Annotated in this window: 13 protein-coding genes; 9 read left to right on the top strand and 4 right to left on the bottom strand. The window is 63.0% G+C overall.

What is annotated here, in order from left to right; all coding sequences use genetic code 11:
* Together flhB and EN851_RS11715 are read left to right on the top strand one after the other, a co-directional pair.
* Entirely contained in the window at nt 1-1,083 is a 1,083-nt protein-coding gene (gene flhB, locus EN851_RS11720; protein WP_135929278.1) for a flagellar biosynthesis protein FlhB, read from the top strand.
* Nucleotides 1,080-1,514 carry a hypothetical protein gene (locus EN851_RS11715; protein WP_135929277.1) on the top strand — a complete coding sequence of 145 codons (435 nt, stop codon included), beginning with the start codon at nt 1,080-1,082 and terminating at the stop codon, nt 1,512-1,514. The genes flhB and EN851_RS11715 overlap by 4 nt, the downstream gene beginning before the upstream one ends.
* Here the strand turns inward: EN851_RS11715 and EN851_RS11710 are convergent.
* The 4 genes from EN851_RS11710 to EN851_RS11695 form a co-directional block, all read right to left on the bottom strand.
* Entirely contained in the window at nt 1,504-2,274 is a 771-nt protein-coding gene (locus EN851_RS11710; RefSeq protein WP_135929276.1) for a helix-turn-helix transcriptional regulator, read from the bottom strand. The two genes, EN851_RS11715 and EN851_RS11710, sit on opposite strands and share 11 nt — an antisense overlap.
* Nucleotides 2,271-2,981 (bottom strand): helix-turn-helix transcriptional regulator, encoded by a 711-nt coding sequence (locus tag EN851_RS11705; protein WP_135929275.1) that lies wholly within the window; start codon nt 2,979-2,981, stop codon nt 2,271-2,273. The genes EN851_RS11710 and EN851_RS11705 overlap by 4 nt, the downstream gene beginning before the upstream one ends.
* Nucleotides 2,982-3,451: 470 nt before the next feature.
* Complete coding sequence (locus tag EN851_RS11700) at nt 3,452-4,483, bottom strand: histone deacetylase family protein (RefSeq protein WP_135929274.1); 1,032 nt, start codon at nt 4,481-4,483, stop codon at nt 3,452-3,454.
* A 23-nt stretch (nt 4,484-4,506) separates the two neighbouring features.
* Nucleotides 4,507-5,160 carry a TetR/AcrR family transcriptional regulator gene (locus EN851_RS11695; RefSeq protein WP_127275702.1) on the bottom strand — a complete coding sequence of 218 codons (654 nt, stop codon included), beginning with the start codon at nt 5,158-5,160 and terminating at the stop codon, nt 4,507-4,509.
* 261 nt (nt 5,161-5,421) lie between these two features.
* Between EN851_RS11695 and EN851_RS11690 the strand changes: the two genes are divergently transcribed.
* From EN851_RS11690 to EN851_RS11660, 7 genes are all read left to right on the top strand, one after another.
* A complete protein-coding gene (locus EN851_RS11690; protein ID WP_135929273.1) occupies nt 5,422-7,101 on the top strand; it encodes an amidohydrolase in 1,680 nt (559 codons plus the stop codon).
* 138 nt (nt 7,102-7,239) lie between these two features.
* Nucleotides 7,240-8,334, top strand: a complete 1,095-nt coding sequence (locus tag EN851_RS11685; RefSeq protein WP_127869862.1) for an ABC transporter ATP-binding protein — start codon at nt 7,240-7,242, stop codon at nt 8,332-8,334.
* Complete coding sequence (locus EN851_RS11680; RefSeq protein WP_127275699.1) at nt 8,334-9,254, top strand: ABC transporter permease; 921 nt, start codon at nt 8,334-8,336, stop codon at nt 9,252-9,254. The genes EN851_RS11685 and EN851_RS11680 overlap by 1 nt, the downstream gene beginning before the upstream one ends.
* Nucleotides 9,247-10,047, top strand: a complete 801-nt coding sequence (locus EN851_RS11675; RefSeq protein ID WP_127275698.1) for an ABC transporter permease — start codon at nt 9,247-9,249, stop codon at nt 10,045-10,047. The genes EN851_RS11680 and EN851_RS11675 overlap by 8 nt, the downstream gene beginning before the upstream one ends.
* A 22-nt stretch (nt 10,048-10,069) precedes the next feature.
* On the top strand, nt 10,070-11,104 hold the full coding sequence (locus tag EN851_RS11670; RefSeq protein ID WP_127275697.1) for an extracellular solute-binding protein: 1,035 nt from the start codon (nt 10,070-10,072) through the stop codon (nt 11,102-11,104).
* Between the two features lie 63 nt (nt 11,105-11,167).
* Complete coding sequence (locus EN851_RS11665; protein ID WP_135929272.1) at nt 11,168-12,364, top strand: serine hydrolase; 1,197 nt, start codon at nt 11,168-11,170, stop codon at nt 12,362-12,364.
* 33 nt (nt 12,365-12,397) lie between these two features.
* Nucleotides 12,398-13,579 carry a serine hydrolase gene (locus tag EN851_RS11660; protein WP_135929271.1) on the top strand — a complete coding sequence of 394 codons (1,182 nt, stop codon included), beginning with the start codon at nt 12,398-12,400 and terminating at the stop codon, nt 13,577-13,579.
* Nucleotides 13,580-13,891 lie beyond the last annotated feature (312 nt).

Raw genomic sequence — 13,891 nt, 5'->3', positions numbered from 1 at the left:
ATGTCCGACGCCGTCGACAAGGATTCGAAAACCGAAGAGGCGACGGAAAAGAAGATCCGCGACACCATCGAACAGGGCAAGTTGCCCCATTCGAGGGAAACCGCGATCCTGGCCTCCTTTGTCGCCATACTGGTGTTCACCGTCTTCTATGCCAAGGACGCCATCGTCGAGCTCGGCATGTTCCTGTCGATGTTTCTCGAGAAGCCCGAGGCCTGGCCGATGGACACCGAGACAGATGTCATCGAGCTCTACAAGATCGTCATGCTGGAAGTGGGCCGCGCCGTGCTCAGCCTGCTGGTGCTGCTGACCGTTGCCGGCATCGGCGCCTCGGTGCTGCAGAACATCCCGCAATTCGTCGGTGAGCGGATCAGGCCGCAGATGTCACGCATCTCGATCGTCAAGGGCTGGAACCGGATGTTCGGCGCCCAGGGCTGGGTCGAATTCCTGAAGTCCCTTGCAAAAGTCGGTTTTGCCATCGCCGTGCTCGCCTTCACGCTGTCGGAGGATCACCGCAAGCTGCTTGCCGGGATGATCACCAATCCGGTCGCTTTCGGCCTGGTCATCCGCGGCATCGCCGTCGACATACTGGTGGCGATCGTCTTCGTCATGGGACTGATCGCGGCGGTCGACATCGTCTGGTCGCGCTTCCACTGGAGGCAGGACCTGCGCATGAGCAAGCAGGAGGTCAAGGACGAGTTCAAGCAGTCAGAGGGCGACCCGATCGTCAAGTCGCGGCTGCGGTCATTGGCCCGCGATCGGGCGCGCAAGCGGATGATGACGGCGGTGCCGCGCGCGACGCTTGTCATCGCCAACCCGACCCACTTCTCGATCGCGCTGAAATATGTGCGCGACGAGGATTCGGCGCCGCTCGTGGTGGCGAAGGGGCAGGACCTCGTGGCGCTGAAAATTCGTGAAATCGCAAAGGAACATAACATCCCGATCTTCGAGGACGTGGCGCTCGCCCGCTCCATGTACAAGCAAGTTTCGGTCGATAATGTGATCCCGTCGCAATTCTACCAGGCCGTCGCCGAACTGGTGCGGATCGTCTACTCGAAAAAGGCTGAGCGCAGACAGATTTCATGAACCGCCAACCGCACGCAAAATCCCGCGAGATCATCGTCGCCAGCGCCATCGAACAGGTGGTGATGGAACTGAGGCTGATCGACGTCGCCGACTATATCGCCTTCATCCGGCTGGAGCATTTCGCCTGCCTGTCGGATCTGGTCGATTCAGCGGCGGAGCTGTTCTTCATGCCGGGTACGCTGAGGCTCGGCCATGGCGGCGAGGCGCATGTCGACTGGAGCGGCAGCCCGCGCATCGTGCTGGACCTAGAGCTCAGGCCACCTGGCGTGACCGTCTATTTCCAGCTGACGCTGAGCGAGACCGGCAACACGGTCGTGGTCAATTACGTGTCGTTTGAAAAACCGGGCGAAGACCCCCAGCATAATACGGCGCTGCTGGAGGCTGTGATTGAACAGGCCCGCATCCGCAAGGTCGAAGCTCTTACTCGATAAGCCCCAGCCGCAGCGCCTTGGCGACCGCCTGGTTGCGGTTGACGGCGTTGAGCTTCTGGGTCGACTGGGTGAGGTACTGGTTGGCGGTATGCACCGACAGTTTCAGCAGCCGCGCGATCTCCTCGCTGGTGTTGCCGTTGGCGGTCAGCTTCAGGCACTCAAGCTCGCGCTTGGAGATCGAGCGCATTCTGCCGGTATCGCCCGGACGCATGCGCGCAACGGCGGCGAACAGCGAGAAGCAGCGAGCGTGGATTTCGTAGAGCGCATCCTGTGGCAGCGCGATCTCCGATCCCAGGAAGACGACGAGGCCGCATTGACCGCGATCGGCATGGACGGGAAAGGCAATGCCGCTCGATCCGGGTGTCAGCGGCGCCATCTGTCCGGTCCAGGCGAGATTGCCGAACATGTCGGCCATGGCCGCCACGCCATCATCCGTCCACCAGCGCGGCTCGGTCGAAATCCGGCTATGGCGCACGATCTCCTCGCCATTGGCGCCCGAAATGAACTTCGTCGCCACCGCGGTGCCGGGATAATCGGAATCAAAACACGGGACCAGCCGCGCGCGCTCGGGCGACGGGCTGACGAAGAACAGGCCGAAGGCCGAGGCGTTGATGTCGACTGATATCCAGCGGCAGCGGCGCACCGCATCGGGAATGGTGACGGCGTGATGCGTTTCGGAGCCCAGCGAGAAGGCGCCGAAAGGGCTGCGCTGCTCGTTGAAAAGGGCTTCCGCGGCGTCCTTGATGTCGGCGTGTTTCAAATGATGCCACTCCTGATCGCCGTGGCGATGGCCATCGCACGGTTCGAGGCCGCGAATTTCTGGATGGCGTGGGTGATGTAGCTGTTGACGGTGTTGGAGGAGACGCCAAGGATGACTGCCACCTCGTCGGTGGTCTTGCCTTCCGAGACCCAGAACAGGCATTCGCGCTCGCGGTCCGACAGCGGATCCTGCATGGCCGCGGCGGCGATCAACTGCGGAATATGCGAAAGCGCGTAGCAGCATTTCAGCTGCGCCCTCATCAGCGCTGGCTGGTCGATCCGGCCGGCGGCCGCCGCCGAGAACAAGGCGAACAGGCGCTGACGGCCGACATTCAGCCGCAGCGAATAGATTTCGGCATGGCCGAGCACGTCGAGGAGCCGGGCCTCTTCGCCCGAGACCAGCCCGTCGGCATCCGGCGCCTGGGCCGCCACCAACGGTGTCGGACGGATACCGGGTGCCGCGGTGAGCGGTCCCTGGGCAAGGCCGGCGATCAGCCGCTTGCCGATCAACTCGATGGCGTCGAAGATCCAGTTCGAGGAGACGATACGCGCATCGTTGCGGTCCTGGTCATGGACGATGGCGACCAGCATGTAGCTGTCGGCGCCGATCTCGGCGGTCAGCTCCATGAAGAAGCTGGTGAGATCACCGCGCGACGTCAGGCGCGAGCCTAATGTGTCGGATTGAAGAGGCGCGGCGGGACTGCTCATCTGCTGCTTTTGGCCGGAATCGGTTCTGATGTCCGGTTGCTGGAGAGCCAGCCGCCGAACTCGAAAACGCGTTACTTTTACGAGACACACACGAGGCGCGGGGCCGCGCCCAACCAGACGGAATCCATTCAGGGAACGCGAAGACGTCCGCGTCTGGCGCCGGAAAAGTCCGGAACTGAGACTTTGGGTGGTCGCCGCGCCCCCCGAGGACCGGCTGATTCGGGTCTAATCTACCCGCAGATGAATCCGACATCAAACGCGATTTGACAAAATCGAATCTGGGGGACTCTGCCTGCGACTCAGGGGCTGGTTTCCGTGCCTTTCCATGGGCGGGAACGTCGAGCCGCACAGGCCGGGCATGGCGTTTGCGATGGCCTCATGGGGTGTCGGCGGACGCAAGAAAGGGCGGCTGACGCCACCCTTCCTTTGTCCGTCTTCCGCGCAGCCGGCCGCGTTCCCTGGACGACGATCTACCGATCCTCGAAGCCGGTCAGCACGCCGACGGCATTGATGCCGATCTCTTCGACGGCATAGCCGCCTTCCTGGACGAACAGCGTCGGCAGGCCGAGCTTGGCGATGCGCCGGCCGATCTTGGGATAGTCTGATGTCTTCAGCTTGAACTGGCTGATCGGGTCCTTCTCGAATGTGTCGACGCCGAGCGAGACGACGACGATGTCGGGCGCGTAAGCGGCGAGCCTGGCGCAGGCGTCTTCCAGTGAGGCGTTCCAGGCGTCCCAGCCGGTGCCGAACGGCATGGGATAGTTGATATTGAAGCCTTCGCCGGCACCCGCGCCACGCTCGTCGGCATGGCCGAGGAAGAACGGGTATTCCACCATCGGATCGCCGTGCAGGTTGATCACCTGCACGTCGGCGCGGTCATAGAAGATCTCCTGCGTCCCGTTGCCGTGGTGATAGTCGACGTCGAGGATCGAGACGCGTTTGGCGCCCTGGTCGCGGAACCATTGCGCGGCGACCGCCGCGTTGTTGATGTAGCAGTAGCCGCCCATGAAGCCGGCCCCGGCATGGTGGCCGGGCGGTCGGCAGAGCGCAAAGGCCGCTCTCTCGCCGTCCTTGACCAGGCCGGCGGCGGTCCGCGCCACGTCATAGGATGATTTGATCGCGGCCCAGGTGCCCTCGACGAAGGTGGCGCCGCCGTCGAAGGAATAATAGCCGAGCAGGGCGTCGATGCGCTTGGGCGGCACGTCGCCACGCAGGCCGCGCGTCGGCCAGGTGAAGGGCATCGCCGTACCCGTGTGGCCCTCGGCGATCCATTGCGGCCAGACGGTCGGCAGGAAGTCGATATAGTCTGACCTGTGGACGCGCTTGGCCGCGGCAAGGTCGTGCTCGACCGGTGCGATGATCGCGCCGAGCTTCTCGCTTTCGACCCGCGCCTTGATGAACTCCGCGCGCGAGGGCTTCTCGAAGCCGGGCACGATGGCTGAGGTAACCAGTTCCATCTGGCCGGCATGGCCGGCGTGAAGCGGCGAATAGACAGTCTTCATAAGGTTCCTCTCGAAATGCGAAATTAATCAAGATTGAGATAGGGGGTCACCAAGGCGAGCCACATGACTTCCACATCGTCCTCGATGAGGTCGAACGTCCTGCGATCTTTTTTCAGCCCCACAAGGCGGCAGACGTGCCCGACCTCCATCATCAGCACGCCGAGCCGGCTGGCGATCTTGTCTTCAAGGGCCGGGTTCACATGCCGCAGCCATGCGGCGTAGAGGGCGATGATCTGGTCGTCATATTCGTTCTGGATCGGCCGCAGGTCGGCGTTGCCCGAAATGGCCTCGATCACCGGCATCAGGGTGGCGTTTTCGAGGTAGAGCTTCGAGGTGTCGATGAAGAGCTTGCGCACTTCACGCCGAAACTCTTCCCGGTTGGTCGGCGGGGCGACCTTGATGCGCCGCGCGATCACTTCGGGAAAGGATGACAGCCAGCGCCTGGCGAGGTCCAGAAGAATGGCTTCCTTGTTGGGAAAGTACTGGTAGACCGAACCGACCGACAGGCCGGCGCGCTGCGCGATGGCGAGCGTCGTCGGCGTCTTGGTTCCTTGCTCCCGCGTCAGGATCAGCGCGGCGTCGAGAATCCTGTCGACCACCTTGCTGGACCGTTGTTGCCGCGGCTGCTTGCGCGGTTCAAGCGCTATCCTGGTTTTGCGGTCGAGACTGCGCTTCACTGCTTGATGCCCTCGTTCCCCGCCTGGTCCCAACACAGGCGGAGCGTGCTGTCCACAATACATTCTAAATCCGGCATGTTGACAAACGCGAATAATCAGTCGCATTCTTTTATCCACACTGTCTCTCGGGATAACAAGGGGAATCTCGAAGACAGCGCGCCGGCATCATTCGTTGTCCGATAGCCCACGCTCCGTGGTGTGGCGGGTCGTTGGGCACGAGCTTTGCCGGTCTCAGTCAGTCGTCAAAAGCGCGGAGTCGCGATGTCGGTCACGGGTGCGGGTCTTAGTGCGGATCTGATTGTCCTCAACGGTCGTGTACTGACCATGGACAATGACAATCCCGCCGCCGAAGCCGTTGCCGTCAAGGACGGCGCCATCATCGCCATCGGCAGCAGCACCTCCATCGAAGAGTTCAAGGGACCGGCTACCAAGGTCATCGATGCTCTTGGCGGATCAGTCCTGCCCGGCTTCATCGAAGCCCACATGCATCTGTTTTCCGGCGCCGCCGAGCTCGCCCATCTGCAACTGGCTGGCGTGCATGGGTTCGAGGCGCTGCAGAAGGCGATCCGCGACTATGCAGCGACGCACCCCGACGCGCGGATGCTGGTTGGCCAGAGCGTCGACTACACCGTGCTCGACGACGAGCGGGTGACGCGTCACCATCTCGATGCGATCCTGCCGGACCGGCCTTTCGTCATGGCCGCCCCCGACCACCATACGATGTGGGCCAACACCAAGGCGCTTGAACTGGCCGGCATCCTCAATGGGCGCACGCTTGGGCCGGGCAATGAGATCGTCATGGGCGACGATGGCCTGGCAGCGGGCGAATTGCGCGAAGGCGAGGCCTTCGGCCCGGTTCTCGACCTTGCCGGCGAAGGCCGCGTGCGGCTGGGCCTGGCGACTGGCGGCGAGCCCGACCCGATGCCGTCGGCGGAAGAACGGGCTTTCGACCGCGACATCATGCGGCGCGGGCTTGCCTGGTGCGCGCGCCACGGCATCACCTCGATCCAGAACATGGACGGGAACCTCTACCAGCTCGAGCTGCTGGCCGAGATCGAGGCCGAGGAAGGCCTGCCATGCCGCGTGCGAATGCCTTTCCACTACAAGAATTTCATGACGCTCGACATGCTCGGCAAGGCCTCCGTCATGGCCGAACGCTACGACAGCGAGTGGCTGTCATCGGGCATGGTCAAGGTGTTCTACGACGGAGTGCTCGATTCCTGGACGGCGGTCATGATCGAGCCTTATGCCGATCGGCCCGACTGGGTCGGCGAGCCATTGTTCACGCCGCAGCAGTTCATCGATCTGGCAGTCGCCATCGACAGGCGCGGGCTGCAGATCGCGGTGCACTCGATCGGTGACGGCGCGGTGCGCGCCGTGCTCGACGGCTACGAGGCGGCGCAGAAGGCCAATGGCAAGCGTGACAGCCGGCATCGCGTCGAACATATCGAGGTTACCACCACCGCGGACGTACCACGTTTTGCCGAACTCGGCGTCATCGCTTCCATGCAGCCGCCGCATCCGCCCGGCGCCATGGATTTTCCGCTGGAGCCGACAGTGTCGCGCATCGGGCCGGCCCGCTGGCCGCTCAGCTATGCCTGGCGGACGTTGAAGGATGCCGGCGCCCACGTCGTGTTCGCGTCGGACTGGCCGGTATCGCCGATCGATCCTATCCTGGGCATCAAGGCGGCAGTGCTGCGCAAACCGTGGGCAGAAAACGATCCCGACCAGAGCTTCTCGCTGCTTGAATCGATCGCCGCCTACACGGTCGAGGGCGCCTACGCGGAATTCGCCGAGCATCGCAAGGGCATGCTGAAATCAGGCTACATGGCGGATCTGGTGGTGCTGTCGGCCGATATCGAGAAGACGGCGCCGGCCGATCTGCACAAGCTGCGGCCGGTGACGACGATCTGCGGCGGCAAGATCACCTATCAGGCCTGACAATGGCATGAGGCTTGCTGTCTAAGACTGACTGAACTGTGATTCAATGCCGGGCTTGCCATCCTACCGGCCATGTGGTCACATCCAACAGGGGACAAACTCCGCCAGCAAGAGCGGGGTCAACAGTGAGGCGTAATCGTGCCGGACAAACCGGATCGGAATGCGATTGAAGTAGTAAACGTCAGCAAAATTTTCGGATCGGGTGAAGGGCAGGTCGCTGCCCTCGACAAGGTCTCGGTGTCCATCCGCGAAAACGAGTTCTTCACGCTGCTGGGACCGTCCGGCTGCGGCAAGACCACCTTGCTGCGGCTGATTGCCGGCTTCGACTTTCCAACCGCCGGCGAGATCCTGCTCTACGGCCAGGACATCGCGCCATTGCCGCCCTTCAAGCGGCCGGTCAACACCGTCTTCCAGTCCTACGCGCTGTTCCCGCACATGACGGTCGCCGACAATATCGGCTTTGGCCTTGAAATGCTGGGCAAGCCGAGGGCCGAGATCAAGGCGCGCGTCGCCGAGATGTTGAAGCTGGTCAAGATGGAAGCGCTGGCCGGTCGTCGCACCGGCCAGATTTCCGGCGGCCAGCAGCAGCGCGTGGCGCTGGCCCGGGCGCTGGCGCCGCAGCCGAAGGTGCTGTTGCTCGACGAACCGCTCTCGGCGCTCGACTACAAGCTGCGCAAGGAGATGCAGATCGAGCTGAAGCGGCTACAGCACGAGACCGGCATCACCTTCATCTTCGTCACCCACGACCAGGAAGAAGCGTTGACCATGTCGGACCGCATCGCGGTGATGTCGTCGGGCAAGATCCTGCAGGTCGGCTCGCCTTGGGACATCTACGACAAGCCGGCGGAACGCTTCGTGGCCGACTTCATCGGCGAAACCAATTTCCTCACCGCCGCCATCTCGGGCGTCGGCAGTGGCAAGGCGCGCGCGACGCTCAAATCCGGTACCACCATCGAGGCGACCGTTGCCGAAGGCTTTCAGCCGAAGGACAACGCCACCGTGGTGGTGAGGCCCGAGCATGCCAAGCTGACCAAGGACAAGGGCGACCTGTCGGGCACGGTCGAGAACATCGTCTATTTCGGCACCGACACGCATATTCATGTCCATCTCGACAGCGGCGAGGCCTTCACCGTGCGCCAGCAGAACACGCGCAGCGCCGGCTGCGGTTTCGAGCGCGGCGACAAGGTCGGCATCATCGTCGGCAACGACGCCGCGCAAGTGCTGAGGGACTGATGGCGACCGCGGAAGAAGTCGCCAAGGCAGCGGAACGGCGCGATGTCCGTGACCGCTGGCTTTTGTCAGCGCCGGCGCTGCTGGTCATTCTGTTTGCCGCGACCGGCCCGTTGCTGATCGTGCTGGTCTATTCGTTCCTGACCCCCGGCGCCTATGGCGACGTGAAATGGCAATTCTCGGCCGATGCCTGGACGTCGGTATTCCTGGAACGTGATATTTTCGACGATACGCTGTCGCTCGCGGCGGCGCATGTCACCATCTTCTGGCGCTCGATCAAGCTTGCGGTGGTGACGACGCTCGCCACGCTGGCGCTCGGTTTCCCAACCGCCTATTTCATGGCCACGCGTAGTGAGAAAACACGCGACCTCTGGCTGTTCCTGATCACCATCCCGTTCTGGACGAACCTGTTGATCCGGACCTTCGCCGTGCTGCAGATCATCCGCAACGAAGGCATCGTCAACACCATCCTTCTGAAGCTCGGCATCGTCTCGGCGCCGATCCAGATCCTCTATACCGACACGGCGATCCTGATCGGCATGGCCTATGTCTACCTGCCGCTGATGGTGCTGCCGATCTACGCCAGCATGGAGAAGCTCGACTTCCGGCTGGTCGAGGCGGGTTACGATCTCTACGCGACGCGCTTCAAGGTGCTGCGCAAGATCATTTTTCCGCTGGTCAAACCCGGCGTCATCGCCGGCTCGATCCTGGTCTTCATTCCGGCGCTCGGCGCCTATGTGACGCCGAGCGTCCTCGGCGGCGGCAAGAACATGATGCTGTCCAACCTGATCGAATTGCAGTTCGGACAGGGCCGCAACTGGCCGCTCGGCTCGGCCCTGTCGATCACGGTGATGATCATCGTCATGGCGGCGCTGCTTGCCTATGTGCGCAATGCCGGCAAGTCAGGGGTGCGGCATGGCTAGCAACTTCTCCATCAAGCACCAGCCGGGCTTCACCGCGATCGCGGCGACATGCTTCATCGTGCTCTACCTGCCGATTTTCGTGCTGGTGGTCTATGCCTTCAATGCGGCAAGCTCGACCTCGGAGTGGGGCGGCTTTTCGCTGAAATGGTTCCAGTCGGCATACCAGAACACGCAAGTCATCGATGCGACGCTGCGCTCGTTCCAGATCGGCGCCATCGCGGCGGTGCTGTCGACCATCTTCGCCACCATGGCCGCGCTCGCCACCACGCGCACGGCGTCCTATCCCGGTCTCACCTTCAAATACGCGGCGATCAACCAGCCGCTGATGGTGCCCGAGATCGTCACCGGCGTGGCGCTGTTGATCTTCTTCTCGCGCATCAAGATCTTCACCGGCTATTCCGGCATCGGCTATCTGGTCGCCGCGCATACGGCGTTCTGCATTCCCTTTGCCTATCTGCCGATCCGGGCGCGGCTGGAGAACATGGACCTAACGCTGGAACGCGCCGCGGCAGATCTCTACGCCACGCCGTGGAAGACCTTCCGCCGCATCACGCTGCCGCTTTTGTGGCCCGGCATCCTGGCCGGGCTGATGCTGGCCTTCGTCATCTCGCTCGATGACGTCGTCATCACCGAATTCGTCAAATCGGGCGGCCAGGACACGCTACCCACCTACATGCTCGGCCAGATCCGCCGCGGCATCACACCCGAGATCAACGCGATATCGACCGCCTTCCTGCTGCTTTCGGTCGCGATCGTCACGTTGTTTTTCTTCGTCAGCAGGAAACGAGACTGAACCTGAAATGGGAGTTAGAACGATGAACTGGAAGACAACGGCGAGCGCCATGGGGTTGGCGCTGCTCGCTTCGACGGGCCTTGCCCGCGCCGATGGCGTGCTCAACATCTACAATTGGGGCAACTACACCAGTCCCGACGTGATCAAGAAGTTCGAAGCCAAATACAACGTCAAGGTCACGATCACCGACTACGATTCCAACGATACGGCGCTGGCCAAGGTCCGCCAGGGCGGCACCGGCTTCGACATTGCCGTGCCGTCGCAGACCTACGTGCCGATCTGGATCAAGGAGGGCCTCGTCCAGGAGACCGACCCGGGCCAGATGGAGAACGCCAAGAACATCGCGCCCGAATGGGCCAATCCCGACTTCGACCCCGGCCGTAAATACACTGTTCCGTGGGCCTGGGGCACGATCGGCGTCGTCGTCAATACCGATGCCTACAAGGGCCCGGCCAACACCTGGGGCATCATCTTCAACACGCCTGACGAACTGAAGGGCAAGACCAACGTCGTGCCGGAGATGGGCGACGTGATGTTCGCCGCGATCAAGTATGTCGGCGGCCAGCAGTGCACCAACGACAAGGCGGTGCTGAAGAAGGTGCGTGATCTCCTGGTGGCGGCCAAGCCGAACTGGATCGCCATGGAATACAACACCATCGAGAAGATGGGCGCCGGCGACTTCAAGGCAACCAGCGACTGGAACGGCTCGGCGCTGCGCCAGCGCCTGGCCAATCCGGCCATCCACTTCAACTATCCGAAGGAAGGCTACGGCCTGTGGAGCGACAACGTCGTCGTCCTGAAGGAAGCCAAGAACGTCGAGAACGCCAAGCTGTTCCAGAACTTCATCATGGATCCGGAAAACGCGGCGGGCCTGTCGGCCTTCCACCGTTACGCCAATGCCATCACCGGTTCGGACAAGTATATGCCGGCCGACATGAAGGACGCTCCGGAAGTCGTCATCCCGGCCGACGCCAAGCCGCTTGGTGAACTGCAGCAGATGTGCGCCCCAGAGACGCAGGAGCTCTACACCAAGATCTGGACCGAACTGCAGAAGTAATCGCTGCATGACGAACCCGGCGGCGGATGCCGCCGGGCTTTTTCTTTCCGGGAATGGCCTATCATGGACTCCTATCGCAACAGCGATCCGCGGCCGCCGATCATGCAGGGCTCGCCGCCCGCCATGGTGCCGCCGAAGCTCGATTGGGACAGGCCGCCATGGAACCGCTGGGCCTTCCAGCACATCAGGGAAATTCTGCCGACCGTTGAAGTCTGGCGCGGCACTGGCCACCGCCGTCGTCTCGAACGCGCCGAGGTCGATCTCGACGGACTGGCGGTCGAGGACAGCGAGGGCAGGCCCTCGACGCTCGCCGGCTTGCTCGACGAGACCTATACGGACGGGTTCCTGGTGCTCAAGCACGGCAAGGTCGCCTATGAGCGTTATTTCAACGGCATGGACGAACGCACGCTGCATCTGTCGCAATCGATGGCCAAGTCCGTCACCGGCTCGGTGTTCGGCATACTGGCCGGCCGCGGCCTGATCGACCCGGCCAGGCCGGTCACCGATTATCTGCCGGAGCTCGGCGCTACCGGCTGGGCCGGGGCCAGCGTCCAGCACGTGCTGGACATGACGACGGGCGTGCGGTTCTCCGAGGAATATACCGACCGCTATTCCGACATCGGTCAGGTCGATGTCGCCACCGGCTGGAAGCCGGTGCCACCGGGCAGCGATCCGGATTTCCGCTGGCCTTCACACATGTTCGAGCTGATCCTGGGCTTGAAAGAGACGGTGCGCCCGCACGGCGCTCAGTTCGAATACCGCTCGATCGAGACGGATGTGCTCGCCTTCATCATGGAACGGGTGACCGGCAAGCGGCTGGCGCAACTGGTTTCCGAGGAACTCTGGCAAAAGCTCGGCGCCGACGAAAGCGCCTGCTTCACCGTCGACAGCGCCGGCTATGCGCTGGCCGATGGCGGCTTCAACGCGACGCTGCGCGACTACGCCCGCTTTGGCCAGTTGATCCTCGACAATGGCGGCGGCATCGTGCCGGCCGACTGGATCGAGGCGACGCGCACTGGCACGCATGGTCCGGATTTCTCCGCCAGCCTGCCCGATGGCAGCTACCGCAACCAGTTCTGGATCGAGAATTCCAGGTCGCGGGCACTGATGTGCCGGGGTGTGTTCGGGCAGTTGATCCACATCGACTGGAACACCGGAATGGTGGTTGTGAAGCTGTCGACGTACCCGGATTTCAGCAACATGGCCTATTCCGTGGCGACGCTGAAGGCCGTGCACGCCATCGCCGCGGCGCTCGCCTGAACCTCAAGAAAGAAAAGACTGGGAGGAAACGCCATGACCGGCAAGACCGCGTTCGAGACCCGCTACGGCTTCCGCCGCAACGAGGTGCTGCTCGGCAACTGGCGCGAGAACCCGTTCAACCGCTGGACATTCCAGAATCTCGGCGAACTGGTGCCGACGGCACGTGTGGCCGCGGCACCGGGCGTCGTCGAAGCTCCTGTGCGGGACTTGGCCGGCTTGCTCGGCGAAAAGGTTTCGGTTGCCGGTGCGCCAGAGACGGTGGCCGAGTTTCTCTTGCGCTCCAGCACCGACGCGCTGACGGTGATGAAAGGCGGCAAGATCATAGGTGACTGGTTCGCCCCGTATATGGATTTCGGCGCCCGCCACATCATCTTCTCGATCAGCAAATCGGTGACCGCCATCATCGCCGGCATGCTGGAAGGCGAGGGGGTGTTCGACCCCAAGGCGCCGGTGACGCACTATATCCCCGAAGCCGTCGGTTCGGCCTATGGCGATGCGAGCGCGCGGCATGTGCTCGACATGAGCGTCAGCCTCGATTTCGAGGAGGCCTATCTCGATCCGGAAAGCGCCTTCGCCCGCTATCGCCGCGCCACGCTGTGGAATCCCGGCGGCGGCACCGAAAGCCTGCGCGAATTCATCCTGACCTTGCAGCGGCTTGCCGAGCCGCATGGCCAGACCTTCCGCTACCGCTCGCCCAATTCCGACCTGCTCGGCCTGCTGTTGGAGCGGGCGTCGGGACAGCGCTTCCCCGATCTGATGCGAGAGAAACTGTGGCTGCCGCTCGGCGCCGTCAGCGAAGCCTCGATCGGCGTCGACATGGAAGGCACGGCACGCACCGCCGGCGGCATTTCGGTGACGCCGCGTGACCTGGCGCGCATCGGCGAGATGATGCGGCAGGGCGGCACGGCCAACGGCCGCCGCATCGTGCCCGAGGCCTGGGTGCGCGACACCACGGTCACCGGCGGCAGCTCGGAAGCCTGGCAGCGCGGTGCGATGCTGCCGTTGTTCCCGAAGGGCCGCTACCGCAACAAATGGTATCAGACCGGCTTCGAAAATGGCGCCTATTGCGGCATCGGCATCCATGGCCAGTGGCTTTATGTCGATCCCAGGACCGAAGTGGTGATCGCCAAGATGTCGTCGCAGCCGGAGCCGGTCGACGATCCGCTGGATGTCGAGATCGTCGCGTTCTTCGAGGCGCTGAGCCGGATGATTTGAGTTGGGGGTGGTGAGCCGGTTTATCAAACGGTAGCGCCGCCCCTCATCGCCCTGCCGGGCACTTCTCCCGGTATAGGGACGGGGAGAAGGAGCTGGCAGCAATGTCGGCTCACTTCTTGCGACGTTGGTGATTGGCGAAGCCAGTGAGACAGCGCCCTCTCCCCGTCACTATACGGGGACAGGATGCCGGCAGGCAGGTGAGGGGCAACGCTGACGTTCGATAGCAGACATGCTTTCCTGTGGACCTCGCGCACCGGCGAAGCGCTCAGCAGTTGGCGATGTGAACGTCGGCGCCTATGGTCGCCGCTCTTT

This window comes from Mesorhizobium sp. M8A.F.Ca.ET.208.01.1.1 (assembly GCF_004791315.1).
Lineage (GTDB): Bacteria > Pseudomonadota > Alphaproteobacteria > Rhizobiales > Rhizobiaceae > Mesorhizobium.
This window is presented reverse-complemented; position numbering and strand designations above follow the sequence as displayed.

What these genes read in the sequence shown, in the direction of transcription:
- flhB (WP_135929278.1), top strand. Translation starts at nt 1, where the DNA reads ATGTCCGACGCCGTCGACAAGGATTCGAAAACCGAAGAGGCGACGGAA.
- EN851_RS11715 (WP_135929277.1), top strand. Translation starts at nt 1,080, where the DNA reads ATGAACCGCCAACCGCACGCAAAATCCCGCGAGATCATCGTCGCCAGC.
- EN851_RS11705 (WP_135929275.1), bottom strand. Translation starts at nt 2,981, where the DNA reads ATGAGCAGTCCCGCCGCGCCTCTTCAATCCGACACATTAGGCTCGCGC.
- EN851_RS11700 (WP_135929274.1), bottom strand. Translation starts at nt 4,483, where the DNA reads ATGAAGACTGTCTATTCGCCGCTTCACGCCGGCCATGCCGGCCAGATG.
- EN851_RS11690 (WP_135929273.1), top strand. Translation starts at nt 5,422, where the DNA reads ATGTCGGTCACGGGTGCGGGTCTTAGTGCGGATCTGATTGTCCTCAAC.
- EN851_RS11680 (WP_127275699.1), top strand. Translation starts at nt 8,334, where the DNA reads ATGGCGACCGCGGAAGAAGTCGCCAAGGCAGCGGAACGGCGCGATGTC.
- EN851_RS11675 (WP_127275698.1), top strand. Translation starts at nt 9,247, where the DNA reads ATGGCTAGCAACTTCTCCATCAAGCACCAGCCGGGCTTCACCGCGATC.
- EN851_RS11670 (WP_127275697.1), top strand. Translation starts at nt 10,070, where the DNA reads ATGAACTGGAAGACAACGGCGAGCGCCATGGGGTTGGCGCTGCTCGCT.
- EN851_RS11665 (WP_135929272.1), top strand. Translation starts at nt 11,168, where the DNA reads ATGGACTCCTATCGCAACAGCGATCCGCGGCCGCCGATCATGCAGGGC.
- EN851_RS11660 (WP_135929271.1), top strand. Translation starts at nt 12,398, where the DNA reads ATGACCGGCAAGACCGCGTTCGAGACCCGCTACGGCTTCCGCCGCAAC.